The 26,082-nt window shown below is 53.4% G+C and carries 17 protein-coding genes; 6 read left to right on the forward strand and 11 right to left on the reverse strand.

Annotation, left to right across the window (positions count from 1 at the left end):
• Positions 1-91 precede the first annotated feature (91 nt).
• Positions 92-3,817, forward strand: coding sequence for a glycoside hydrolase family 9 protein (locus C173_RS08595; protein ID WP_036724041.1), 3,726 nt, complete (start codon positions 92-94; stop codon positions 3,815-3,817).
• 287 nt (positions 3,818-4,104) lie between these two features.
• The gene (locus tag C173_RS08600; RefSeq protein ID WP_081751091.1) at positions 4,105-4,998 is read left to right on the forward strand and encodes an ankyrin repeat domain-containing protein; all 894 of its coding nucleotides are present in this window, start codon (positions 4,105-4,107) and stop codon (positions 4,996-4,998) included.
• Between the two features lie 307 nt (positions 4,999-5,305).
• Here the strand turns inward: C173_RS08600 and C173_RS08605 are convergent, their stop codons facing one another.
• The 5 genes from C173_RS08605 to C173_RS08625 all read right to left on the reverse strand — a co-directional run bounded on the left by C173_RS08605 (position 5,306) and on the right by C173_RS08625 (position 12,868).
• Entirely contained in the window at positions 5,306-7,423 is a 2,118-nt protein-coding gene (locus tag C173_RS08605; RefSeq protein WP_036724042.1) for a serine hydrolase, read from the reverse strand.
• 65 nt (positions 7,424-7,488) lie between these two features.
• Positions 7,489-8,880, reverse strand: coding sequence for a sigma-54 interaction domain-containing protein (locus C173_RS08610; RefSeq protein WP_051477924.1), 1,392 nt, complete (start codon positions 8,878-8,880; stop codon positions 7,489-7,491).
• A gap of 105 nt (positions 8,881-8,985) precedes the next feature.
• Positions 8,986-9,939 carry a DUF561 domain-containing protein gene (locus C173_RS08615; RefSeq protein WP_036724044.1) on the reverse strand — a complete coding sequence of 318 codons (954 nt, stop codon included), beginning with the start codon at positions 9,937-9,939 and terminating at the stop codon, positions 8,986-8,988.
• A gap of 54 nt (positions 9,940-9,993) precedes the next feature.
• On the reverse strand, positions 9,994-11,229 hold the full coding sequence (locus C173_RS08620; RefSeq protein WP_036724045.1) for an L-lactate MFS transporter: 1,236 nt from the start codon (positions 11,227-11,229) through the stop codon (positions 9,994-9,996).
• A 55-nt stretch (positions 11,230-11,284) separates the two neighbouring features.
• Positions 11,285-12,868 carry an acyl CoA:acetate/3-ketoacid CoA transferase gene (locus C173_RS08625; protein ID WP_036724046.1) on the reverse strand — a complete coding sequence of 528 codons (1,584 nt, stop codon included), beginning with the start codon at positions 12,866-12,868 and terminating at the stop codon, positions 11,285-11,287.
• Between the two features lie 712 nt (positions 12,869-13,580).
• Between C173_RS08625 and C173_RS08630 the strand changes: the two genes are divergently transcribed.
• Together C173_RS08630 and C173_RS08635 are read left to right on the forward strand one after the other, a co-directional pair.
• A complete protein-coding gene (locus C173_RS08630) occupies positions 13,581-15,206 on the forward strand; it encodes a xylulokinase (protein WP_036724048.1) in 1,626 nt (541 codons plus the stop codon).
• A complete protein-coding gene (locus C173_RS08635; protein ID WP_036724049.1) occupies positions 15,203-15,772 on the forward strand; it encodes a hypothetical protein in 570 nt (189 codons plus the stop codon). The genes C173_RS08630 and C173_RS08635 overlap by 4 nt, the downstream gene beginning before the upstream one ends.
• A gap of 368 nt (positions 15,773-16,140) precedes the next feature.
• Here C173_RS08635 and C173_RS08640 read toward each other — a convergent pair whose 3' ends face one another.
• The 4 genes from C173_RS08640 to C173_RS08655 all read right to left on the reverse strand — a co-directional run bounded on the left by C173_RS08640 (position 16,141) and on the right by C173_RS08655 (position 20,409).
• The gene (locus tag C173_RS08640) at positions 16,141-16,947 is read right to left on the reverse strand and encodes a Nif3-like dinuclear metal center hexameric protein (RefSeq protein ID WP_036724050.1); all 807 of its coding nucleotides are present in this window, start codon (positions 16,945-16,947) and stop codon (positions 16,141-16,143) included.
• 20 nt (positions 16,948-16,967) lie between these two features.
• Positions 16,968-17,861, reverse strand: a complete 894-nt coding sequence (locus C173_RS08645) for a carbohydrate ABC transporter permease (RefSeq protein ID WP_036724051.1) — start codon at positions 17,859-17,861, stop codon at positions 16,968-16,970.
• Positions 17,862-17,873: 12 nt separating this feature from the next.
• Positions 17,874-18,797, reverse strand: coding sequence for an ABC transporter permease (locus C173_RS08650; protein ID WP_036724053.1), 924 nt, complete (start codon positions 18,795-18,797; stop codon positions 17,874-17,876).
• Positions 18,798-18,867: 70 nt separating this feature from the next.
• On the reverse strand, positions 18,868-20,409 hold the full coding sequence (locus tag C173_RS08655; RefSeq protein WP_235191825.1) for an ABC transporter substrate-binding protein: 1,542 nt from the start codon (positions 20,407-20,409) through the stop codon (positions 18,868-18,870).
• A 241-nt stretch (positions 20,410-20,650) separates the two neighbouring features.
• Between C173_RS08655 and C173_RS08660 the strand changes: the two genes are divergently transcribed.
• Positions 20,651-21,526, forward strand: a complete 876-nt coding sequence (locus C173_RS08660; RefSeq protein ID WP_036724056.1) for an AraC family transcriptional regulator — start codon at positions 20,651-20,653, stop codon at positions 21,524-21,526.
• Between the two features lie 33 nt (positions 21,527-21,559).
• Positions 21,560-22,456, forward strand: coding sequence for an alpha/beta hydrolase family protein (locus C173_RS08665; protein WP_036724057.1), 897 nt, complete (start codon positions 21,560-21,562; stop codon positions 22,454-22,456).
• 62 nt (positions 22,457-22,518) lie between these two features.
• Here the strand turns inward: C173_RS08665 and C173_RS08670 are convergent, their stop codons facing one another.
• Together C173_RS08670 and C173_RS08675 are read right to left on the reverse strand one after the other, a co-directional pair.
• Positions 22,519-24,108 (reverse strand): response regulator transcription factor, encoded by a 1,590-nt coding sequence (locus C173_RS08670; protein WP_036724058.1) that lies wholly within the window; start codon positions 24,106-24,108, stop codon positions 22,519-22,521.
• A 1-nt stretch (position 24,109) separates the two neighbouring features.
• Entirely contained in the window at positions 24,110-25,807 is a 1,698-nt protein-coding gene (locus C173_RS08675) for a sensor histidine kinase (protein ID WP_235191826.1), read from the reverse strand.
• Between the last annotated feature and the right edge of the window lie 275 nt (positions 25,808-26,082).

Below are 26,082 nucleotides of genomic sequence, written 5' to 3' on the forward strand. Positions count from 1 at the left end.
TAGTAACTCTTTTATGCTACTTTTGCAAGCGTTTTCATATAAAGGAAAGGAGAGCCGGGTTAACGATATTCCATTATGAGGAGGTTCTACGATGTTCATCCGAAGTCCATTCTCCCAGAGATTCAACAAGTTCGTATCTGTAAGCCTCAGTCTGTTGTTAATTCTATGCAGTGTTGCTCTGTCCCCACGGCCTGCCGCCGCTGCTGTGACCCCCTTGCCGGGTCCCTCTCACCCTCTCTTGTATGATAATTTCGCCGGCGGAGGCGTCTTCAAGCAGAACTGGACCAACTGGTTCAATCAGAGCGGCGGCAGCGGAACCTTCACCAAGACCACCCAAGGCACCCGCACCATTGGAAAATTCACACAAACCCCAAGCTCCTCCTCCTCCTGGGCCAAGTTTCAGCCAATGAACGAGACCTTCGACCTCTCAGGCTACCGTTATATGAATCTGTCGCTGAACAATGCAGGGTATGCCCAGTCCCTCATTCGTGTCGTGATCAGCGATGGCATCACCAATTACAATCTGACCGGGGGTTATGTTCCCGCCACGGCTGCCTGGACCGATCTGCAGTTCGATCTGGATGCCTTATCGCCCAAGATTCAGAAGAAGAAGGTTAAGCTGGAGCTCTGGCTCAGACAGGCGGGCGGCACGTACGGGGAAATGTGGGTGGATGACATCATGTTCACCACGGCGTCCAGCGGAACTGCTCCCCAGTTAAGCCCGGCAGGGATGACAGCCAATACGGACGGCAGCTACAACCAGAATACGGATTTTACCTTTGAAGCCATCTATACCGATGCAGATAATGAAGCCCCCTTCGCTGTTCAGGTCATTATCGATGATACCGCCTATGTAATGCGTGAATCCGACCCAGCAGATGTAACCTATACGGACGGCAAAAAATACAGCTTCCTAACGAAGCTGCCGGCAGGCGCTCATACCTACTATTTTCGCACCACCGATACAACCTCCGATGAAGTCGCTACCAGTGTCCAGGCGCTGAGTGTTGTCCAGGCCTCCTCCGTAATTGATATTGCTGTGAGTCAGGCCGGATATAGCGCAGGTGATATCAAGAACGCGAAATTCATCTCGGACACCACGGTCACAGATGCCACTTATGAAATAGTCGACGGAACTAACGTAGTCTACTCAGGCACGATGACCTATGAGGGTCTGCATTGGAACAAGCATGTCTACTCGATCGGCTTCACCCCGCTCACAGATTCCGGGAACAACTATAGAGTGCGGAGTAATCAGGTGTATTCTTACGCTTTTGAGATTGCTCCGAATCTGTGGGATCAATATAAGGATGAAATGACCGCCTTCTACCGGCTGCTACGCGCCTCGGTCGCGACCAGCGATGCTTATCCTGCGGGGTACAGCAGTGTAGCGCCTTCAGCCAAGCTCTACCACGGGGCAGGCCATCTGGATGATGCGCAATCTGCGGACGGCCTGACCCATTATGATCTGACCGGCAGCTGGTATGACGCCGGAGATTACGGCAAATACGGCGGCAACCAGTGGGTCGGCGCGGAGATTGCCCTGGCCTACATCCGTTATGCTGACCATGACAGCGTAAAGTACGATAATGACAGCAACGGGATTCCCGACCTGGTGGACGAAGCCGTCTTCGGCAGCGAATACCTGATTAAGTTCGCGGATCAGCTCGGCGGGGAGATGTACAATCTCCGCAACAACGCCTCATTCGTCCATCCGGAGAAATCCACCGACAATGTCTCCGGCACCGCCGATGACCGCAAGCTGACGGATCTGAGTGTCGGCGGCTCGGCCAAGTCAGCAGGCACACTCGCCGCCACCGCACGCGCGATCCGTACAGCGATTGACGAAGGGGATGTCCCGTCCGCGCAGATCGCGGAGCTTACGGATTTCGCCAATCAATGCGAGAGTGCTGCGGTCACCTTTTATGAATATGTGGTTGCCCATCCTGACGGTCCAATCGGCTCTTATTCCACGAGGGGCGGAATTCCCAATTCCAAGCTGCTGGCGGATGTTGAGCTCTACCTGCTGACCGGCGAAGCCAAATACAAGAATGCTGCCACCGCTACAATTAGCGCACTGACCCTGGGCGACATCTCCTCCACTAACTACTGGGATATGAGTCCGATGTCCATGGCTGAGTTCTATCCAGTTGCCGATGCCGCCACACAATCTCATATTCATAGCCTGCTGAAGGGGCAAGCGGATTACTTCCTCTCCATGGCCGATGATACCCCGTACGGGGTGCTGAACCAGTTCAAGAATTTCGGGGTGAACGAGCCCCATGCCTCTTACCTGGGCGATCTGCTGCGGTACTATGAATTATTCGGTGATCCGGCAGCGCTGCAAGGGGTGCTGAAGGGGATGTACTGGGTGTTCGGAGAGAATCCGTGGAATATCAGCTGGGTCTCCGGCATCGGCACCCATCATGTGATGTTCCCGCATACCCGATACAATGAGGAATCCAATACGCCGGGGGACACCGGCATTATCCTTCCGGGAGCCATGGTCAGTGGACCCAATATGAAGGACCCCAAGAACAAGAGCAGCGTAAGTCCGTGGTATCAGGACCGTTCGCTCTATCTGGATGATACCAACCAGTGGCGGTACAACGAGTTCAGTATTAGCATTCAAGCCGGATTGCTCTATACCGTTATGGGCTTGAGCGCTACTCCGGGAACAGGTGCCGATGCCGCAGCGGTGCCGCCCGCCTTGCCGATCCTCTCGCCTGTGATTGGGGAATGGGTGCGGGGCAATGTAACGGTATTCGCGCGTGCGGGGGAGGAGCTGAGTCAGGTCGAATATGCGGCTACCGGCTTGCCCTATCAGCCGATGACGGTCTCCGGTAACGTGTATTCCACAGTGAGTGGCGCGGTCTACGCTGCGGTCATTGATGAGAGCCAATCCTTGCCTTACACGAATAAAAGAGTCGATGTCCGCGCCAAAGATCCTTCCGGCGGGTACACCTACAGCTCCACGCATTACACCGTGGCCCCGGCTCTCCCGGACCCTTCGACTCCGCTAATCTATGATGATTTCGGAGGCGGCGGCTTCTGGGGAGGTTCGGCGGCCAATACTACCTGGGTCAACTGGTATAATCAGAACGGCGGCACGGGAACATTCACCAAGCTTACCGCAGACGGGCGCACGGCCGGACAATTCGCCCAGACACCGGCAAGCGTAAATTCAGCGGCCAAGTTTCAGCCGTGGAACGATGTCGTCGATCTCAGCGGCTATCAATATCTGAATATCAGCCTGAAGAATCCGGCCTCGCCTGATCTCAGGACCCGGATTGAACTTAATGACGGCAAACGAACGTACAACCTGACTGGAGGATGGATCGAGGTTCCGTCCGACTGGACAGACCTGCAATTCAATCTCAATGCCCTAACGCCTGCCATCGATAAACGGACGCTCAAGATGTCCATCTGGCTGAAACAAAACACCGTCACTCCAGGCCAAATGCTGGTTGACGAGATTAAAGCGACCAACAAAATCAGCGGAAGCGCACCCACTCTGACCGCAGGCGGTGTAAATCACACTACCGGCACCACACAGACGGATTATACCTTCACTGTAACTTATAAGGATGCGGACAATCAGGCACCGTTCGCTATGGAGCTGATTCTGGATGGCGTCGTCCGCACCATGCAGCCTGCCAATCCGAATGACAATAATTATGTGGACGGCCGAATCTACCAATATACCACCAAGCTGCCCCCGGGCCAGCATTCCTACTATTTCCACACCACCGACACCTTCACCGATGCAGTAAGCACCGGGGTGCAGAGTGGTCCTGAGATTAGTGAAGGACAGTAGGAGTTGCGGGGTTCCGCGGAATTAGCGGAGAGCTGTAGGATTAGCGATGAGTACAGATTTAGCGAAGAGCCATAAGGATATCCCACGCTTCAGCGGGAGAAAATATGCGAGTTTGAAGGCAGAATAGAGAACGGGTATACTACTGTCATGCACAGCGGTACAGTCTGATAGCATAATTACCAGAGTGCACCGCTGTAACATCAGGGCTGTCGCAGCTATGAACCCGCAGACTGCTGGCAGGATGTCGGAGATTGGGACGACAGCGGATGAATGGAGGGAGTTCTACGATGGGCGATGAAGATATCATGTGGCTGACTGTTGATGATCCGCTGGCGAAGTCTGTTGTGCAGGCAATTCGTACAGGCGATGTGCCGGGGTTGACTCAATTACTTGCCGGAAACCCGGGGCTGGCTACAGCCCGAATTGCCGGGACTGAAGAGGGACGTGCAAGTAATGAAGGGACCGGCAGCGGGGAGACTAGCGATGCAGGAACCAGCAGCGTGGATCCTGACAATGCTAATAGCGGAGACGCTGGGGCAAACAGTGAGAACACTGGCGGCGGCACTGATCGCGGGATGTCCCGCACGCTCCTGCATATTGCTACCGACTGGCCGGGGCATTATCCCAACAATGCAGCGGTGGTTACCGCGCTGATTGAGGCAGGCGCTGAAGTGAATGCGCAGTTCAGCGGGGCGCACCGCGAGACGCCGCTGCACTGGGCGGCAAGCTGCGATGACATCGAGGTGCTCGACCTCCTGCTTGATGCCGGGGCCGACATCGAGGCCTCCGGCGCAGTCATCGCGGGCGGCACACCGCTGGACGATGCGGTGGCGTTCTCCCAGTGGAAGGCAGCGCACCGGCTGGTAGAGCGCGGGGCTATGCCAGCGCTATGGCATGCGGCTGCACTGGGGCTGCTTGGCCTGATGGAGGCCCATTTCGCCGGTGAGTTGCTCTCCCGGCGTTATCCCTGGGGAGCTAGTGCTGCTTCAGCACCGGACGAGGTAACCGTTGCTTTCTGGTGTGCCTGCCACGGCGGGCAGCGCGCCGCTGCCGAATACCTGCTCGCCCGGGGAGCCGATCTGACCTGGCGCTCAGCATGGGATGGCCTCACTCCCCTGGACGCCGCTCTGCGCAGCAACGCCGCTGAACTGTTGGAGTGGCTGCAAAGTCTGGGGGCCTAATCGGCACAACACTAGGTAACCTGGAATGAACTGATGGCCCCGGCCTTGTCTGAGAAGATAGGGCCGGGGCTATTTTGGGTGCACTTTTGCTCCTCATTTCCGCTCGCCGCCCACTTTCAGCCGATTCAAGTGCACTTCTGCGCCGACTTCCGCAGGATCAGAGGGATTCGTGGATATTACAATCTCTTTAACAACGAAACAGGACCGGCCCATTAGCCGGTCCCATTAATATGCAAGCTTCCCGCAGTTAAGCTTCATCCCAAGATTCCAGCCTACTAATGCTGTAGCCTGCTGCTATCCGCAGCGATTATTTGCCCGCTTCCGCAGGCTTCTCCTTCAGTCCGGCGACGATCTGATCGATCGGGTTCGTGAACAACGCATACAAGATCGCTGCGTTCTCCTTCTTGCTCAGCGCGGCTCTGGACTTGTAATCCATAGCGCCCTTGGCATCCGGCTTGAAGTCTGGTCCGTACAGGCCCAGGGCCACGGCCATCTTCACGGCCGGAACGGCCCATTTGTCCGTAGTGCCGGACAGCTTCACCTTCTCGAACAGCTTATCCGGGTATTGCTTATTGTATGCTCTCCATATCATAACCGCGGCCTCCTGGCGGGAGATGACCCGGTCCGGCTGGAACTCTCCGCTGGCCGTTCCTTCAATCATTCCAATCTCAACAGCCTGCTGAATGTAAGCGGCATCGGGATGGCCCTGCAGATCCGGGAAGGCCAGCTTCTCAGTAGTGCTTCCTTTGAGCCCGCTGCTCTCCATCATCAGTCGCACATACTGGGCGCGCGTAACGCCTGCCTCAGGCTGAAAGCTCAGCGTGGCATCATTCGTCAGATACCCCAGCGACTGGAGCATCTGCACCGGAGTGGCATAAGGATGGCTCGCGGGAACGTCGGCATAACCAACGCCGTCCGGCCCCTTCTGGGCATAACTGAACGGATTGAGGTAAGGCTCCTTCATATACGCGCTTTGTCCGTCTGCTTTCATGGCGAAGCCCGTTAATTTGCCGGTCAGCTCATCCTTGAACAGATTATCATCTATCTGGATCAGCTTGCGGGAACCCAGGAAAGCATCATTAATCGTTAGCGCACCATTCTGCACAGACACTGTAGACACCAGACTCTTGATACGGAGATCCGCATAGTAGCCGGTAAATGCCTTCAGTGTATCAGCGCTCATCGGCTTGTAAGCATCCAGCTTCACCGGTGCGGCATATTGCGGGAAGAATGTCTGGATAAAGGCCGGGTAGAACAGCTCACGCAGTGTACTTTGCTGATTATAACCAATGAACACCCCGGTATTCTGCTCGGGAATAAGAAACATATAAGAGCTGAATCCAATCAAATCACCGGCCTTGGTGATAATCTTGGGGCTGCTGCCGGCTCCGGGAAGCTGTATAGGCGCCTCGAAACCATAGGTAGTATTCGGCAGCAAGGGATGGATAGCAGAACGGTATTCCTCCATCGATTGTACAGTGTCCGCCTTCAGAATGCGGTTATTGTCAACCGCTCCCCCGTTCAGAAAAGCCGTCATGAACTTGGCAACATCATCGCCGGTGGACAACATGCCGCCATGCGGCATCACGGTTGGCGTCACGTTGTAGAGATCAACCTCTTTGCCCGTGGCGTCATAGGCTGTAGCAAGATTGTCCTTCAGCTTGCCTTCCAGCAGGAAGCCGCTTGAACCCATCTTCAGCGGGGCGAAGACATGCTGCTGCATATAATCCTCGTAAGGCATGCCGCTTGCCTTCTCCACTACCAGACCGAGCAGCAGTGAAGCGAAGTTGTCATACATGTAGGAAGTACCCGGCTCACGCACCACCGGCGGCATATGCTTCACCACATAATCCTCAATCGACACCTTGGTGGTGAAATCCTGGTTGATATCCTCCGGCAGCGGGTCCTGGATACGGAAGCCGGTGGTGTGGCTCAGCAGATCCCCCACAGTTACCGGAACCCCGAAGGGGTTGTCGAAGGCCATCGGACCGGTATAAGTCTGGAAATCCGCTTTCAAATCCAGCTTGCCTTGCTCAACGAGCTGCATGGCGGCAGTCGCAGTGAAGGTTTTGGATACCGAGGCCAGACGGAAGACGGTTTTGTCAGGGTCTACCTTACTTTTGGCAGCCTTATCCGCAAATCCGAAGCCTTCTTCGATAACCGTCTTGCCATCCTTCACCATTACCACAACCGCACCGGATAGCTGCGCTTTCACCGCATCCGAACTGAAGAATTGCTTGAGGAAGGCCGCAGCATTCTCTGTTGTCAGCGGCTTGGCCGCTGCAGTGGCAGCTGCCGGAGCGGTAGAAGCAGGGGGAACGGCGGCGGCCTGAACAGCCGGAGCCGTAAGTGTCAGAACCAGTGCAGCCGAAAGCATGGTCCTCGTCCAAAAGGCAGAGCGGCGGCGCAACAATGATAATTTCATTCAATTCACTCCATTTCCATAGAATAACACGCACAGTGATAATACGTCTTATCCTGGAAATAGGTTCATTTAAATCGCAGCACCTCTTCCATCTTCTTCAGCTTTCTGTAGATTACCGACCGGTCAACGTTTAGGCGCTTGGCCGCCTCCGTCCCGTTCCCGGCACAATCCTGCAGCACTTTTTTGATATAATGGCCCTCCGCGACAGCAGTGAAATCCTTCAGACTTGCGAGCTGATGCTTATTCTTCTCAATGAAGTGGTCGAGAGAGAACCAGTCGCCAATCTGCTCCTCTTCCTGTATGCTCTGGCCCACATGCTCGGTCACCACCAGCCGCTCGATGTAATTCCTTAATTCTCTAACATTCCCATGCCAGGGCTGGTTCAGCATCTTATCGAATTCTTCGGCACTCAGCACATATTTCTTGCCGTACATCTCATTGAAGCTGGTGATGAAGCTGGAGATTAACCCTACCAGGTCCAGCTTCCGGTTGCGCAGCGGCGGAATATGAATCGGAATCACATTAATCCGGTAATACAGATCTTCGCGGAACAGCCCTTTTTTGACCAGGCTCCAGAGATCCCGGTTGGTAGCTGCAATCACGCGGCAATGGACCGCAATATTGGTAATGCCGCCCACGCGTCTCACTTCATTATTCTCAAGCACCCGCAATAATTTGGCCTGCATCTCCATCGGCAGATCTGCAATCTCATCCAGGAACAGCACTCCGCCGCTCGCAATTTCGATCATACCGGCCTTGACCTCCGTCTGCCCCTCAAGCACGCCCTTCTCGTACCCGAACAATTCGTATTCAAAAAGAGCCGGAGCAATTGCAGCGCAGTTAATCGGAATGAACGGCCCCTTCCACTTCTCGCTCTTCATATGAATGTACTTGGCGATCACCTCTTTGCCCGTGCCGGATTCGCCGTAGATTAGCACCTTGCTGTCGTAAGAGGCAATCTGGTTGCAGACCTTGATAATCTGCTTCATCGCCAGACTCTCGGCCACGATGCCTTTCTTCTTCTCCGCCGCCGTACCGCCTAGCTGCTTATGGATCTGCTGGGCCACAGGCACATTCGCTTCATAATAGTTATGCTCCTGGCTGAATTCATTGGAGGTGGTGACGACCAGTTGTACCTCCCCGTCCTTGTCCAGAATGGGAATGGCCGACGAGAACACATGGAAGCCTCTGGAGGTATTGACGGTCCTGGAGACCTTCTGCTTGGTCGCAATCGCCTCCATTGTGATGGAATTGTTGTAATAACCCGCCTTCACCAGATCCTGGACGTTCGCCTTGAGCAGCTCCTCCAGATGGATGCCGATGGTTAGAGCAGTAAATTCATTGGAGATTAAGATATTCCCGTTCTGATCGGTAACAAATAACGTAGACGGATATTCTTCCACGAGTTCTTCGAAAGCGGGTTTACCTGTATTTTTATTTTTTTTGGTCACCTTCATCAGTCCTAACCCATGAGATTAACGCTTACATTCCACCTAGACAAAAAGCCAAACCGCATCATTATATAAATGATACCATTTGGCTAATGGTTAGCAAAACCTTAATTAGGCATGTGCTACAGCTTCAAAGGTTACTTTGCCCATCTTGTCCATGACTTCCTGCGCCTCAGCGAACATGGTGGTGATCATCTCTTCCACGGTGGTAATTTTGTTAACCATCCCGCAGATCTGTCCGGCCATCACGGAGCCGGTATCGGTATCCCCTTCAAATACGGCTCTGCGCAGCGAGCCCAGGCTTAAGCTCTCCAGCTCCTCACGCGATGCCTTCTCATTCTCCATTCTGAGGAATTCGGCAATCATGCTGTTCTTGATGCTTCTTACCGGACCGCCGAGGCTGCGGCCAGTTACGGTTGTGCTGGTATCATCGGCGTTGATGACTGCCAGCTTGAAGTTCTCATGTGTCGGGCATTCCACGGTCGCGAGGAACCGGGTTCCAACCTGAACACCTTGGGCTCCGAGTGCAAAAGCAGCGGCAATCCCGCGTCCATCGGCGATCCCGCCGGCGCCAATTACCGGAATCGATACCGCGCTGGCGACTTGCGGCAGTAGGGCCATCGTCGTAGTTTCACCTACATGTCCGCCTGCTTCAGTACCTTCAGCAACAATGGCGTCAACTCCGAGTGCTTCCATCTTTTTGGCGATTTTGACGGAAGGGACTACCGGAATCACGATAATACCATGTTCCTTCAGAATCGGCATATAAGGAGCTGGTGTGCCTGCGCCTGTAGTTACGATCTTCACGCCTTCTTCAATAATAACCTGGATCAGCTCAGGGATATTGTTCATCATCAGCATCAGGTTGACGGCAAAAGGCTTGTCAGTGCTTGCTTTGGCCTTGCGGATCTCGTCACGGAGCCGGTCGGCGGTGAATCCGCCGGAGCCGATAATGCCCAGCCCGCCCGCGTTGGACACAGCACCTACCAGTGGAGACACAGCAATCTGAGCCATACCGCCCTGGAAAATCGGATATTTAATTCCTAACAGTTGTGTAATCGACATTATAATGACCTCCATATATTAATTAATGTTGTTTATTTGAACTTCCGGACTTCCTTAAGCCGCCTTAGCCACTTCCGGCTCGGGCTTCTGCTTCTCCATAGCTTTGTAGACGAAGGTTAAGGCGAAGCCGACCAGGGAGATGACCAGCGCGATGTAAAAGGCATTCGTGAAGTTGCCGTCATTGGCTGCCGCTACACTGCCGGCAATTCTCGGTCCGAAGAATGCGGCTCCCGAGTAGCCGATGAAGGTGACCCCGTAGTTCACACCGTAATATTTCATTCCGAATTTCTCACCGACAATGGACGGGAAGATGCCCATTGTTCCGCCGAAGCATAAGCCGATCCCGGCAATCGCGACAGCGAATCCGGCCACGGAAGTCGTTAGAGCAATTGTGAGCATCATAGCCGAAATGACGAGATAAATCATCAGCAGGCAGTTCACCCGGCCGATTCTATCGGACACTGCGCCCCAGAACACCCGGCCCAGGCAGTTGCTCAGTGAGTACAAGCTGACGTAGAGCGCTGCGGCGGCTGCGGTTAAGCCGAACATTTTTTGACCGATTACCGATGCATTCGCGGTTACCATCATACCAGACAGGGCACCGATCAGGAACAGGCAGGCAATCACATAGAATAGCGGCTTCTTGATCATCTCGTTCCATGGTACATTCACTCCCGCCTTGGCGGCTCCGGTTACCGGAGGGGTCCATCCTTCAGGAGCATAACCGGCCGGGGCAGGTTTGACGAGCAAGCCAAGCCCTAGAATAATCACCAGGAATGCAACACCGAGTGTAATTAAGGCAGACTGTACACCATTGCTGGTGATCAGCGCATTAGCGATAGGAGCGATAGCGATGGTGCCGCCGCCATATCCGGCGGTAACGATCCCCGCTGCTAGACCTCTTTTATCCGGAAAGAGCTTCACGCTGTTGCCAATGGTCGAGGAATACACAATTCCCTGGCCAATCCCGGTAATGACACCATAGGTGATATACAGCATCCAAGGTGCAGTAGCCAGGCCCGAGAGAATGAACCCAATCCCGAACATCGCACCGCCGATAAAGACTGCCTTCTTGGCTCCCCCTTTATCCACCAGCTTACCGCCTAGGATCATCGGAATCGGGGAAATCGCTGCATTAATGGTAAAAGCAATCATAATATCCGGCATGCTCACGCTGAAAACCTTCGTTAATGGCAGTGCGAAAATACTGAAAGCATAAATGGCGCCTACACAGATATTAATGATCGTTGATGCAATCAAGATCCTCCAGCGGTTCAACTGTACGTTCATGGTATCATCCCTCTTTTAGTTGGTTTATAAGTTCAGCTTACGGTATTTACATTAACTACACTTCCTGCAGCACCCGGTTCTTATCGGCGATAATCGACTTCAGCATGCCCCAGTTCTCTTGGAACATAGCCGCGTCCATTTCCTTCAGGTCCGGTGAAATGACGGGCTTGAAGTCCATCTGATCCAGAATCTCTGTCTGCAGGTCGATGCCTGGCGCGATTTCGGTTAAGGTCATTTTACCGTTCAGCAGTTCAAAGACGGCGCGTTCCGTAACATACACAACCGGCTGCTTTACCTTGGCGGCATAGGATCCGCTGAAGGTGATCTGCTGTACCTTTGAGATGAATTTCTTGGCTTTGCCCTCTTGAATGATGTGCAGCTTGCCGTTCTCTACCTTAATCTGCAGCCCGCCCGCTGTAAAAGTACCCGCGAACACCAGCTTTTTCGCCGCCTGAGAGATATTGATGAATCCGCCGCAGCCCGCTACGCGTGTACCGAATTTGCTGACATTTACGTTCCCGTATTCGTCGGTCTGCGCCAGGCCAAGCACAGAGAGGTCAATACCACCGCCGTCATAGAAGTCAAACTGGGCATCATGATCTACAATCGCCTCGGAGTTGTACGCATGACCGAAGTCCTTCAGCCCTGCGGGAACCCCGCCGATCGAGCCTGCCTCTGTGGTCAGAATCAGCTGGTCGTCCACGCCCTCTTCAGCAGCAATGTTCGCTACATTCACCGGGATGCCGACTCCGAGATTCAGGATGGTATTCGGCTGAAGCTCTACGGCTGTGCGGCGGGAGATGATTTTGCGTTCATCCAGCGGCAAGACTTCAATCGAATCCACAGGCACTTTGACATGACCGGAGAACGCCGGATTATACTGCGTATTCTCGGTCTGATAATGATTCTCTGGGGTGGACACGACGAGGTAATCTACCAGAATGCCCGGAACCTTCACATCCTTGGGATTCAAGGTGCCGTTCTTAGCCACCGTCTCTACCTGGGCGATCACTATACCGCCGGAATTGCGGACGGCCTGGGCGATCGGCAGAACCTCCATGTGCAGGCCTTCTTTTTCCAGCGTCAGGTTGCCGTTCTCGTCCGCTACGGTTCCACGGATCAGGGCGATCTGAATCGGGAAGGTCTTGTAGAACAGCCACTCTTCACCTTCAAGTTCAATCACCTTCACAATGTCCTCCTTGGTAGACGGGGACATCTTGCCGCCCTCCACGCGGGGATCGACGAAGGTCTCCATACCCACCTTGGTAATCACACCCGGGCGCTTGGCGGCAATCTCGCGGTAGAGCTGGGTAATCACACCCTGAGGCAAGTTGTAGGCTTCGCATTTATCCTCTTCAATCAGCTTGGCCAATCCCGGGGAAGCGATCGCGATACCGCCAATCCAGCGTTTGATGAGGCCTTCATGGCCCAGGTGGCTCATGCCCTTGTCGCGGCGGTTGCCGACGGCACTGGCGTGCATCACCGTCAGATTCTTTGGGTGTCCGTTCTGTACGAAGCGCTCTTCAATGGCGATCCCCATCTCTTCTGCCCAGCAGGATAATCCAAATCCGCTTGCCGCTACCGTGTCTCCGTCCTTGATGAGTTCCGCTGCTTTGGCGGCTGAAATTACTTTTGTCATTTCATCTGCTCCTCTTTATGTGAATTATTTCACTACAGTTGTTAAAAAAAATAATGGCCCTTTTGTGTGTCTCCTAATTGCTGCTCTATGCGTCTCGTTTTACTTGTGAAAGTTTTCTCAAGGTCATCGTAATACAGAAAAAAGGACCGGTCAATAGCTCCAAAAAGCCTTGAATTCAAGGTATTTTTCTGTTGTTTTTTTGCGACTAGCTTGTTTGAACTCAAAGCTTGGTCGTCGCTGCGGTGAACATTTGGACTTCCGGCCGCTGTTGTCACCAGATTTCTTGATTTTTACCGCTAATAGCGGTTGAAATCCGGTGACAAAGGCGGACGCTACCGCTCCTCCAGTTCCAAATTTCCCCTCCGCTTCTTTTTGCTTTTCGTTAATTTCTTTAGTGCTTCATCTGTATTCCCGCGGGGCCTGCGAGTCGCAAAAAAACCACACTTTTTTTCTCCAGCCGGGTTGGCTGGGTATGAAATCAAGCGTTCCATGACATATCCTGCCCGGCGGATCAGACAAAGTGTTGGAGATGAGACTTCAAGACATTTTAGCGCGGCCAAAAAAAATAAAATATTTTTGTTACGGGGGGTGCATTGCAGATTTGCAACAGCGGATTAGGGCAAAACCGGTTCAAAAAAGAGTGGAGAGGTTGTACTCTATCGCTTATATATGTTATATTCTGGACAATTTTAGTTAGAGGGGGAACGCTGTCATGACGCATTCCGTCAAACAGGCGATTGTTCAGGGAGAAACGTCGCTCGGGATTGAGTTCGGGTCCACGCGAATCAAGGCTGTGCTGATCGATCACCATTTTGAAACGATCGCCTCCGGCACCTATGAATGGGAGAATCAATTCACTAAGGGTTATTGGACTTACGATCTCAGGGAAGTAGTTCAAGGTCTGCAAGCAGCCTACCAGCAATTACAGCAAGCGGTTCAGCAGACCTATGGCGTCACTCTGCAAACCGTCGGCTCCATCGGCTGCTCGGCCATGATGCAGGGTTATATTGCGCTGGATCGGGCGGGAGAGCTGCTCGTTCCATTCCGTACCTGGCGCAATGCTACCACAAGCGCTGCTGCTGCGGAGCTAAGCGGGACATTCCAGTTCAAAATTCCAGAGCGCTGGAGTATCGCCCACTTGTATCAGGCTATTTTGAACGGTGAAGAGCATGTGGCCAGAATAGATTATCTTACGACGCTATCGGGTTACGTTCACTTGCTGCTGACGGGCCGCAGGGCTATCGGGATCGGGGATGCCTCCGGGATGTTCCCCATCGATGAAGCAACGAAGCAGTACAATGAAGATATGGTGAAGCAGTTCACCACTCTAACTGCCGGCAGGGGTTATCCTTGGAAGCTGCAAGATATCCTGCCTACAGTATATACGGCCGGTATGAACGCAGGAAATCTCAGTGAAGCAGGTGCCCGGCTGATCGACCCGTCAGGCCGTTTGCAGGCCGGTATTCCGCTATGCCCGCCGGAGGGCGATGCCGGAACAGGTATGGTGGCTACAGGTAGTGTTAGGAAACGAACTGGCAATATTTCCGTAGGGACGTCGGTCTTTGCTATGTTTGTGCTGGAGCAGAATCTAAGTGCGGTCCACCCTGAGATTGATATCGTGAATACACCGGAAGGCAGCCCGGTTGCTATGGTTCTTGCCAACAACTGCTCCAGCGATCTGAATGCCTGGATCGGCTTGTTCCGTGAATTTCATGAAGCCATGGGGCTGAAGCCCGACATGAACCAGTTGTTCAGCGTCCTGCTGAGCCAGGCGCTGGAAGCGGATGCGGATGGCGGCGGCTTGTTGAGCTACGGCTACTATTCAGGCGAGAATATCACCGGCTTTGCCCAAGGGCGTCCGCTGTTCGTCCGTTCGCCGCAGAGCCGCTTCACGCTGGCTAACTTCATGAGAGTTCATCTGTATAGCGCTTTCGCTGCGTTAAGACTCGGAATGGAGATTCTGACCGGGCAGGAACGGGTAACGATTGACCGTATTTCAGCGCACGGCGGATTGTTCCGCACCCCGCAGGTCGGCCAGCGGATCTGTGCCGCTGCACTGAATGTTCCGGTCTCAGTCTTGTCTACGGCTGGTGAAGGCGGAGCATGGGGAATAGCCATTCTGGCCTCTTATATGATACATAAGGAGCCGAACGAGAGCCTGGCGGATTACTTGAGCTCTAAGGTGTTCTGTAACATGGAAGGACAGGAGGTAGCACCTGACCCTACTGATGTGGACGGCTTTGCTCTCTATATGGAGCGTTACACCAAGGGGCTGCCCATCGAGCAGGCGGCGATAGATCATTTACTGGAGAACCGGAAGAGAGGAGAACTCGGATGAAAATAGATATGGGCAGGCTTACGGTATTGCTTACCTCCCTGCTGCTGATAGCTTCCGCCCCTTCCGCCTATGCTGAAGCGCCAGATGCCAAGCTACTCCTGAAGCAGAAGTTCCCGGGAGAAACGGTACGTATGCTGAAGACCGCAGACCTGAATAACGATCAGAAGCCGGAGAGCTTCCTGCTCACGGAGTCGGGCAATTTGTATCTGGTGAACTCCAAAGGTGTAGTAGTCCTAATTGATAAGAAGCTTGTGGAGTATGAAGAAGATGAAGCGGATATGCAGATTTTCGCCGTCTCTCCCACGGAGAAGCAGCTGGCGGTTACCGTAGATTATCTGCCCTCGAATACCCAGGTCTCCGTCTACCGTCTGAACTATGGAACCCTCACCAAGAAGCTTCAATTCATGGGGGATCAGGGGGCCGAGATTGATAAGAAAGGACGCCTGCATCAATATTGGAAGGACTTCAAGGATGAGGGTGGCGGCTGGGACCTGGCCGAGGGGATCTTCACCTGGGATGCCCAGGCAGGTAAGTACAGAGCTACGGGCAATTACGTCTTGCAGTAGTATAAAAGACAGCCATCCTCCCATAGCGGGGGATGGCTGCCTTGATTTATGCCAGGCTTGCGGCATAACAGGCCCAGGCCGAGCATCATTTGCATTTGACTCTGCGGGATCTGCCCAGCGGACTGAGAGGCGCTTATTCTGCCCAAAAGCCGCTTTTTACGCAGGTTACGGACTCCATGGCCCTTATTGGTGGTAATACCACCGATTAATATCAATTAGTGGGCCGATAAGTGCATCTCAGTCCGGCAGTCGGCGCAAAGTGGGCTTTTATCGAGAAATAAGGGCCCTACAGTCCATCAACAAGCAGCAGACCAGAGGAACGGAACGCTCGTGGAACAACGGCCCGTTCACTCAGCTCCGCCAATGTCTCACAAATACACAAACGGCTCCCTCGCATCCACGAATGTAACCGGAACCCCGTCCACCAGCGGCGCCAGCCACTCAGCCATATACTTCATGCCCCATTCCTCGGAGCGCTCGTGACCGATCACGATCATCGCCTTGTTCATGCCCAGCATGGCGGCGTCATTGATGTAAGCACATAAGGTCCACTCGGTAATGTCGCCGCAGACCATCACATCCAGACCCTTCTCCTGCATCAGCTCCATCGGCATCTGCTCCCGGCCGAGGCCCAGACTGCCGCCGCCGACAAGGATGCCGATACGGGAGCAGGGCGCTTCCGCGTTGCCGACGATCTGAATCACCTTCATCCCCAGCCGCTGCTTCAGGAAGCCGGCCAGCTCACCCACGGTAGTCTCCTCGATCAGATATCCCCAGGCGTCCTTGTCGTCCAGCTTCTTATCTGCCCAATCCAGCTCCTTCAGCAGTCCGTCATAGATCCGGTCCGTATCCGCCAGATGCATATGGTCATGGAAGCGCCAGATCGTAAGGCCGTGCTCCTCGATCAGCTTTTTTTTCGCCAGATATACCGGGTCCTGCTGCAGCCAGTCCAGCGTATCATTGCCGGTATAGTAGGTCGGCTCATGGGTAATGATCAGGTTGGCCCCAATCGCAATGGCTTCCTTGATGACATCTACTGTAGCCATGAACGTAGTGACGATCCCTGTGACCTCCATCTCTTCACTGCCGCTCGCCAGCACATCACAGGTCTGCTCCAGCCTCCGTCCCCCGCAGCAATCGAGCAGAATCCGGTCAATGACCTCTTGCACTTTCATACGCTCATCTCCTATCATATTTAGCCTTTGACAGCTCCGATAACCACGCCGCGGGTCAAGTACTTCTGCATGAACGGCAGGACGAACAGCACCGGCACAATGCCCAGCACCGCCATCGCCATCCGCACCGCTGTACTTGGCAGCGATACCGTGTCGGCTCCGAGTACATTCCCGGCTTGGCCGGAATTGAGGAACTGGATGTTGCTCATGAGCTGCATCAGCAGATTCTGAATACCGTACAATTGCGGCTTAGATACAAAATATAACGCATTGATCCAGTCATTCCAATAGGCCAGGCCCATAAACATCCCGACGGTTGCCATGACCGGCATGGACAGCGGAAGCATGATGCGGAAGAAGGTCCGCAGCTCCGAGGCACCGTCGATCTGAGCGGCTTCGATAATCTCCAGCGGCACATTATTCTTGAAGTAGTTACGGACCAGCAGGACGTTGAACCCGTTCGCCAGCAGATTGGGCAGGATCAGCGCCCACAGCGTGTTTTTGATATGGAAGTACTGGGTCCACATGATGTATGAAGGCACAATCCCCCCGCTGAACAGGATGGTGAAGAAGACGACAAACGCCAGCGTATTATGATACTTGAAATCAGACCGGGACATCGGATAAGCAAGCATGCTTGTTATCAGCAGTCCAATCGCGGTTCCAAGAATCGTCACTAGAAAGGAAACGCCATAGGCTCTAATGAAAATGTACGCCGAGGACTTAATATACCGGTACGCGTCTAGACTTAGATGCTCCGGGAAAAAGCTGTACCCGTTGCGGATCAGCGTCGTCTCGTTGGTGAACGAAGCAATCACAATCAGCAGGAAGGGCAAAAAAGCAAAAACCGTCAGCAGGATCATCACGACCGCAGAAAACACCGTAAACGTTCGTTCTCCTCTTGTTTGGATCATCCGAATTTCCTCCTAGAACAAAGCGTTTTCTGGATTGACCTTCTTGACGATGGCATTGACCGTAAGCACAAGGGCAAAGCCGACCAGCGACTGATACAGACCGGCGGCTGCCGACATTCCAATATCATTGAGCTGCATCAAGGCGCGGTAGACATACGTATCAATCGTCTGGGTAGTGCTGTATAGCGCACCAGAGTTCATTGGAACCTGATAGAACAGGCCGAAGTCAGAGTTGAAAATCCGGCCCATCGACATCAGCACCAGCACAATAATGGTCGGCTTCAGCAGCGGCAGAGTAATCATGCGGATCTGCTTGAGCTTCCCGGCACCGTCGATTTTGGCCGACTCATAGATGCTCTTGTCAATGCCGGCAATCGAGGCAAAATAGACAATTGAGCCGTAGCCTGCCGTCTTCCAGATCTGAATGAGGACCAGCAGGTACGGCCAATATTTCGCCTCCGAATACCAGTTGATCTCCGGTATCCCCAGCGGCCGCAGAATCGAATGATTGACGAACCCGCTGTCGGCGTTCAGAAAGGCGAAGACGAGCAGCGAAAGCACGATCATCGAGATCAGGTTCGGCAGAATCAGCCCGGTCATGAACAGCTTCGAGTACAGCTTGTTCAGCAGCTCCGACATCAGAATGGCAATGATGATTGAAACTACGGTTCCCAGCGCGATAAACGTCAGATTGTACAGCAGGGTGTTGCGGGTCATAATCCAGGCATCACTGGTCTGGAACAGAAAGGTGAAGTTCTTGAAGCCGATCCAGTCGCTGCCGAAGATGCCTTTGGCATAATTGACATCCTTGAACGCGATGAACACCCCGAACATGGGGAAGTAGCTGTTAATGAGAAAATACAGCAGTCCCGGACCCGCGAGAATTAATAAAGGAAGTGTTTTTTTGAGTGGCTTGGATTTAGGTTTGGCAGTCATGCCGGATTCACCTCCATTGCCGGGGGCAGAGCCTCCATTAGCAGCTCTACCCTCAGCAGGCTTATTCAAATTATTGTTTTTGCGCGGCAAGCCATTGATCCAGTTGTTGCTGCTTGCTGTCTATAATGTCCTGTGCACCCGCATCCTTCAGCGCACTGTTGAATTTCGCAATAATGCTCTCAGGATCTACCGATCCGCTGACCAGTGCCGGCAGGAATTGATTCACTACGTTGTTCACAGCACTCATCTGCGTCTTCACTTGACCCTGGTCGAAGATAAAGCCGAAATACGGCGATCTTTCGGTATCCTTATTCTCCTTCAGCTTCAGTTCAACATCCGACCAGTTGATTCCCTCCATCTGATACTGGAGTGACTCGGAGCCAACAATCCCTGAGCTAAGCATGGCTGTATAAGGCACCGTATTGGCGTCCATGCCTTCCGGGAATTTCACATGATGCTCATCTACCTTGATGTAATCCTCCCCTTCTATTCCGAACAGAATGGTGTTGATCAGCTCTTTGTCGGTGTAGAGCAGGTTCAGGAACTTCACAGCGGCTTCCGTCTCCTTCGAGGTACTGGAGACCATCCAGGTCACCGAGTTCACGGCGCTTGTATCGAAGTAGAACGGGGCGATGCGCTTGGTCTCAATGTTTTTGCCGACCTGTGCACTCAGCTGCTTGCCAACCTCCATGCCGCTGTAGCCGCCCAGGAAGGAGAAGCCACGCCCCGAGGAGACCATCTCCATCGCTGTAATCGTAGTGGTTGCGGTATCCTTCTGCAGATACCCGGCCTCGAACCAGTCTCTCATCATCTGAATTCCGTTCTTGAAGACATCCGATTCGTAGAAGTTAACGACCTTCCCGTTATCACCGATCACGACACCGACTCCGGTGGTATCGGTCAGGTAATCCACCTTGCTCGCACCCTTCATCCAGTTCACAAGTCCGGTATCCGTCGGATTCACATTAATCGGGCCAAACGGAACTACATCCGGCAGCTTCTGCTTCACTGCGCCGAACACCGCAGGCAGATCCTCTATCGATTGGATGGAGTCTGCTGCTACGCCCGCCTCTGCGAGCATATCCGCGTTGTAGATGATATTGGTCGGCAGCGCCATCCCTTTATTCACAGGAATGCCGTAGATATGTCCGTCCATCGTGGTGGTTTTGAGAATATCCGGCCCGAAATCCTTGTCCAGAATGGCTGTCAGCTCTTTGCCGTGTTCGGTAAGCTGCTCTTCGAGCGGAGCCACCTGGCTCTTGGATACATAGTTGGAGAATTGTCCGAGGGTGGTGAAGACATCCATTTTCTCCCCGCTCTGGAGCGCGAGATTGACCTTCTGGGCATAATCTGCCGGGCCGAAGAGTCGGAAGTCCACCTTCACCCCGATTTTCGCGGTAGTAATGGCATTGATGGCCTCGGTCACCTTGCTGAGATCATCGGGAATCCGGTTGAAGGAGGGCAGTGCGAATACAATCTCAGCCACCTTGGCCTTCGCTTCCGTATCCACGGAATTCTTGGACGATGTATTGGAATTGCCGCCGCAGGCGGAGAGCAGTGAACCGCAGATTACCATGGACAGCAGCAGTGAACCTAACCCCTTTTTCTTCATTATCATCATGCCTCCTGTTCTGTATTTACACTCTCATTGTACCGGTCCTGGAGGGCGGCAGGCTTTCAATAATACGGGCTGTTTTTTTGAAAAAACGGGCTGCTGTTCGTCCTGTGGAATTATTCAACAAAATCACTCACAATAAACGTAATACAAGTCGCCCTGCTGTATTCCGCAAAAAATATCATAACCGGGCGTTTCAGCTGTCGTACAGTGATAATATCTCTATGGAGGCATTCATGTGAACTATAAGGATTCAGTAATCAAGGCTATTTCCTATATTGAGAATCATCTGACCGATGAAAGTTTAAACGCCAAGGTTTCGGAGGCTGCCGGCTATTCGCCTTACCATTTTCACAGGATCTTCCTGTCAGTGACCCGATGCTCCGTCTCAGAGTACATCCGTAAGCGGAGATTGACACATGCGGCATACGACTTATTTCATACCCGCCAAAAGATTATAGATATTGCCATCCAGTACCGATTCGAGTCCCAGGAATCCTTCGCCCGGGCCTTTCGGAAAATGTTCTCCATCTCGCCGGGACAATTTCGCAAGCAAAGGGACATGAAAGACACATTGTTCCGGGCTATGGAGAAGCTTCCTTTGGATGAAGTGGGACTGCAACATTTGCATACCGGTATTTCCCTCGTGCCAGCTTTTGTCTGCCTGGACAACCTGCATTTGGTCGGCATGTCGATACCGGGTGTCAATTCGGACGAGGTCGGAATGCTATGGCGGAGCTTTAGGCAGCGTGTGTTTGAGATTACGCGCAAGCCGGATACGGAAGACCTGTTTTATGCGGTCATTGGACTTACGGGCGAGCAGTGGGAGGTTACTTATACCGCTTGTGTCGAGGCGGCCAGCGAGGAGAGTACAGTTCCCTTGGGAATGGCCGCTAAGCTGCTGCCCGCGGCAACTTATGCGGTTTTTACTCATAAGGGAACATTAGCGAGGCTCAACGATACGTTCCAATACATTTACGAGACGTGGTTACCCCAGTCTGGCAGCGTTCGTACGAATGCCCCGGAGTTCGCACGTTACGACCAGCGGTATCTGGGACCGACGAGCGAGGATTCGGTATTGGACATATATATTCCCGTTAGCCCGCCAGCTTAGGAGCGTACCGCTCAAGGAGAGGAAGAATTTAAGATGAACACAGAAGCATATATGAATGAAGGATACGCAGGATGCTGCGAGGTACAAATTACAGATAACTCTTTGAGGGAGACCTATCCTATGATCGTGATGTATCCGACAGACGTACCGGAACAGGCGGACCGTCTCGGGCAATACCCGTTGGAAGTGGCCAGAGACGCGGCGCCGAGGGAGGGGAAGTTTCGGCTGGTCCTCATGTCACACGGTACAGGCGGTTCGCCGTTTGTGTACGGGTCGCTTGCCCGGCATTTGGCACGCAGCGGCTTTATCGTTGGCCTGCCCGAACATCCGCATAATAACCGGAACGATAATAGTTGGGAAGGTACGGTCCCTAACCTCACCTATCGCCCCCGGCATCTTCGCATGGCCGCCGACTGGTTTTTTGAAGATGAGAGGTTCAAGGGGCTTATCCGGCCGGGAAGCTTCTCGGTCATCGGGCATTCCATGGGCGGCTACACCGCGCTGGCAGCAGCTGGCGGCATCCCAACCTCCTTTCCTAATGAGAGCCCAAACGGAAAGCTGCAGCAAATCAATGTTCCTCTGGATTCGCGAATCCAGTCCCTAATTTTACTGGCCCCGGCGTCCGTCTGGTTCCGGAATGAGGGGGCATTAAGCGGCGTTCGTCTCCCCATTCTCATGCTGGACGCGGAGCGGGACCCGTACACCCCTCCATTTCACGCACAGATCATCTTGAATGGTGTTGCCGAACCACGGATGATTCACTATCGGACGGTGGAGAATGCCGGACACTTTTCCTTCCTGAGTCCTTTTCCGGCTGCGATGATTTCACCTGCCTTTCCCCCCTCACAGGACCCGCCTGGCTTTGATCGTGTGCAATTTCACGAAGCGCTGAAGACCGAGGTAGTACAGTTTCTATTGACTTATGGTTAGGAAACGAAATGTATCGCAAGAGGCTCTGCTTCTCTCGGGGACACGCGGAGTCTCTTCCGATCCTAGTGCTTATGCTTGGAACGGTATGCTGCCGGGGTTTCGCCTGTCCATTTTTTGAACACAGTGGAGAAATAGGAGAGGGTATCGAAGCCGGTATCCATGGCAATCTCCCCGATGCTCGCCGTGCTCTCCACCAGCCTCTGCTTCGCCGCTCTGATCCGGCAGTCGTTCAGGTACTCCTTCACGCTCTGGCCGGTCCCGTGCTTGAACACCTTGGCCAGATAATCCGCGGTCAGATATACGCTTGCGGCAACATCCTCCCGGCTGAGGTCCTGGGTATAGTGCTCCTGAATGAACCGTTTGGCCCGCTCGACCACCCCTTCGGACTGCAGCACCTCCTTAATGGAATCCAGCGTCTTATCCGTCAGCGCCTGCGCCCATTTCATGAAGTCGAACACGCTGCTCTCGGCATCCTGGGCTAATTGCTGGCTAAGCTCGCCCTCGAAGAGGCGGTGGGCTTGAATGTGGTGCCGCGCGAGCAGCGTATAGACCACCTGAAGCAGGTCCTCTCGTATCGAATGGAGCGTTGCCGCATCCAGCTTGTTCAGACTCGTCAGCAGCTCCAGTTCTTTCTTGAGCCGGTTCACAATCTGCGCCTTCTCCTTCTGGACAAACAGCAGGGTGAACAGCTCCGTATCCAGGGTGAAGCGCTCGGTCAGATCTACCTGGAAGGGCTTATTCGGCAAATGCAGCTTCCCCCGGAAAATAATGTTCGCCTCGTCCGCCTGCTCCAGCTCCGTCTTAAGCTGCGCCAGGCGGGAGATCGCCGCAGGCTCACTGAAGTAACAGGTAGCCGTACATTTCAGATACTGTCTGGACAGCCGGATGATCTCTCCGGCGCTCACCTCCAGCTCCTGCATATCCGCCGGACTCTCCACAATAATCGCATTGTAGAATACTTTATCGACCTGATAGGCAATCATCCGGCCGCTGCCCACCCGGCTGCTGAGAATTTCAGAGACCAGGTTCGAGAGGGCATAATGGAAGATGCTCTCATCCCATTCCCGTTCAATCTGGGAGCGGGGAACACTTACCAGCAGCAGCCTGTATTCTGCATGCACCGGGATGGACAGCTCCCGCTTCTGCACCTCACTCTGGATCAGCTGTGGCCGGGGAGAGATTGTCGCCGTCAGCACATCGCTCCAGAAGCTGCGTTCTATCAGATCCTGGTTCTTCAGCCACGCATGGCCCAGCTTGCTGTATTCGCCTAACATGATTTTGTTCTTCAGCGTATCCATAGACTTGCGCAGTGCTGCTTCCAGCTCCTGCTTGTCCAGCGGCTTGACCAGATACGAGTCTGCGTCATATGAGATCGCCTGGGAGGCGAAGGTGAAGCTCTCATGACAGGTCAGGAAGATGAATCCGCCCTCATATTGACGCTCTCTGGCCCACTTGATCAACTCAATGCCCGAGCCGCGCGGCATTTCAATATCGCAAATCATCAGATCCGGCTCGCCGTGCTCGAAGAGTTGCTTCGCATCCTGTATATTATGAGCGGTTAGCACTTCCGTAATTCCGAATTCCTCCCAATTCACAATACCGCGCAACGCTTCAATTGTAGGAATATCATCGTCAATCAGCATACAACGCATATTATCCTCCCTCTAAGCCGGGCTGGCCCCATTCGAGTGGCTTCACAGGAATCCATAGCTCAACTCTCGCACCTGTAGTCTCGATATTCGACAGCTTGAGCAGATCTTCCCGTTTGTAGAGCAGTCTGAGAGTCTTGCGGATATTGGCAATGCCCACTCTGCCTCCGTCCTCCCCTGCCTCTTCGCGCTCCGGCTGATCCAGCCATTCAGAAGCGAAGCCCGCCCCGTTATCTTCAATGACAATACTGACAAATGGACTATCGTCCCGCAGCTCCATCCGCACCCTGATGAAAATAGACAGCAGCTCCTGAACGAACATAGCATGCTTGAACGTATTCTCCACAAAGGTCTGAATCATGAATTGGGGAACCGGCACCTGCCGCGCTTCCTCCTGCATCTCGATCATGAAAAAAATCTGCTCAGGATAACGGATCTCCTGCATCCGGATATAATTCTCAGTGTGCCGGATCTCCTCCTCCATCGTCACTTCCATCAGCCCTCCTCTGAACATATACCGGAGATGCTCGGAGAGGCAGTGGATCAGGCGGCGGATCTCCTCGTTTTTATTCTGATAGGTTAGGCTGGTGATCGTTGAGATCGCATTCAGGAAAAAATGGGGCCGGATCTGCATCTGCAGATACTTGATCTCGGCACGGCTGATTTCGATCTGTTCTTCATAGGACTGAATCTTCAGATCCTTGATCTCACTGACCATGGACTCCAGCGCATGGAACAGCTTCAGGAATTCCAGGGAATACGGGGTATTCTGCGGAATCTGGTATTCCAGCTGCCCCTGCTCGACCGCCTTCGCCGCCTTCACCAGCTCCAGAATCGGCCTCAGCACATCTCTCGTCAGGAATCTCAGCACCAGCGGCACCACGATGACCGAGAGAACCGCCAGCAGGGCGATCCCCCACTGAATCAGCTTCAGGCCCGAGAACAGACTGCCCTTGGCAACCATTTGAGTCATCTGCCCGAACTCGCCGATCGGTTCAGATACAATCAGGTAATCCCGCTGATACTGCCTGCTTAAGCTCTCAAGCGTCGTATCCCCTTCATTAAGAGAGATATTATTCGCTGCCAGAATCATTCCCTCCGAGTCACTCAGCACATAACGGTTCTTATCATTGCCTCCCCTATCAACCATAGCCAGCAGCGTGTCCGCTTTCACCAGCGTTCCGAAGCTGACTCCTGAATAAGTAATATATTTGAACAAGTAGGACTCGCCGCGGATCTGGAAGACCTTCCATTCCCCGCTATGTTCTGCCGGAGCCGTACTGAATTTATGCATATTGATAAAATCCACCAGAGCCAGCTTATCCTCCGATTGAATCCGGCGGTTGAACTGCTCCAGCACCAGCTCCTCCGAGAGCCTGATGAACATGCCGTCGCTCGAATTATCGCCTGCTATTTTTGCCTGCAGGCTATTCTTGAGCTGCTGGACCTTGAAATACCGGCTGTTCTCATCCATCCCCGCCGAATTCACCGCAGTATCCACGTTATGGTCGAACACCTCAATGAGGTCCTTGGAGAAATTGTTGAAGTTATTATGAATATTGGCCTGATAGAGGGCCAGTGTATTACGCGAGCTGGTCAGTGCATTGCTCCGCACCACCTCCAGGGAGTAGATGTTACTCAGAACAAGGATGGACAGCAGGATCGCAAGAATCACTGTCATCTGCAACGCAAATTTGAACACGATACTGTTGGTTCGGATCATCCCCGCCTCTTCCTTTCCCCGGAATTCAGCACGCCCCTGAGCCGATACCTTCTCGGTCGGACCCAGGGGCGTGTAAGTATGCAATTTGCTGTTATATAAGCTGAAAAAATGAACTTAAAGCTCTGTCGTCACTACGGTGAATGTTTGGCCCTCCGGCCGCTGTTGTATTTGAATTTCCTGAATTAAACCGCATTACGCGGTAGAAATTCAAACACAAAGGCGGACGCTACCGCTCCTACAGTTCCAAAATTCCC

It is taken from the genome of Paenibacillus sp. FSL R7-277, assembly GCF_000517965.1.
GTDB lineage: Bacteria > Bacillota > Bacilli > Paenibacillales > Paenibacillaceae > Paenibacillus_AQ > Paenibacillus_AQ silagei.

Coding starts and splice junctions, on each gene's coding strand:
- C173_RS08645 (WP_036724051.1), bottom strand. CDS start 17,861: ATGATCCAAACAAGAGGAGAACGAACGTTTACGGTGTTTTCTGCGGTC.
- C173_RS08650 (WP_036724053.1), bottom strand. CDS start 18,797: ATGACTGCCAAACCTAAATCCAAGCCACTCAAAAAAACACTTCCTTTA.
- C173_RS08600 (WP_081751091.1), top strand. CDS start 4,105: ATGGGCGATGAAGATATCATGTGGCTGACTGTTGATGATCCGCTGGCG.
- C173_RS08610 (WP_051477924.1), bottom strand. CDS start 8,880: ATGAAGGTGACCAAAAAAAATAAAAATACAGGTAAACCCGCTTTCGAA.
- C173_RS08640 (WP_036724050.1), bottom strand. CDS start 16,947: ATGAAAGTGCAAGAGGTCATTGACCGGATTCTGCTCGATTGCTGCGGG.
- C173_RS08655 (WP_235191825.1), bottom strand. CDS start 20,409: ATGAAGAAAAAGGGGTTAGGTTCACTGCTGCTGTCCATGGTAATCTGC.
- C173_RS08605 (WP_036724042.1), bottom strand. CDS start 7,423: ATGAAATTATCATTGTTGCGCCGCCGCTCTGCCTTTTGGACGAGGACC.
- C173_RS08620 (WP_036724045.1), bottom strand. CDS start 11,229: ATGAACGTACAGTTGAACCGCTGGAGGATCTTGATTGCATCAACGATC.
- C173_RS08630 (WP_036724048.1), top strand. CDS start 13,581: ATGACGCATTCCGTCAAACAGGCGATTGTTCAGGGAGAAACGTCGCTC.
- C173_RS08595 (WP_036724041.1), top strand. CDS start 92: ATGTTCATCCGAAGTCCATTCTCCCAGAGATTCAACAAGTTCGTATCT.
- C173_RS08615 (WP_036724044.1), bottom strand. CDS start 9,939: ATGTCGATTACACAACTGTTAGGAATTAAATATCCGATTTTCCAGGGC.
- C173_RS08635 (WP_036724049.1), top strand. CDS start 15,203: ATGAAAATAGATATGGGCAGGCTTACGGTATTGCTTACCTCCCTGCTG.
- C173_RS08670 (WP_036724058.1), bottom strand. CDS start 24,108: ATGCGTTGTATGCTGATTGACGATGATATTCCTACAATTGAAGCGTTG.
- C173_RS08665 (WP_036724057.1), top strand. CDS start 21,560: ATGAACACAGAAGCATATATGAATGAAGGATACGCAGGATGCTGCGAG.
- C173_RS08625 (WP_036724046.1), bottom strand. CDS start 12,868: ATGACAAAAGTAATTTCAGCCGCCAAAGCAGCGGAACTCATCAAGGAC.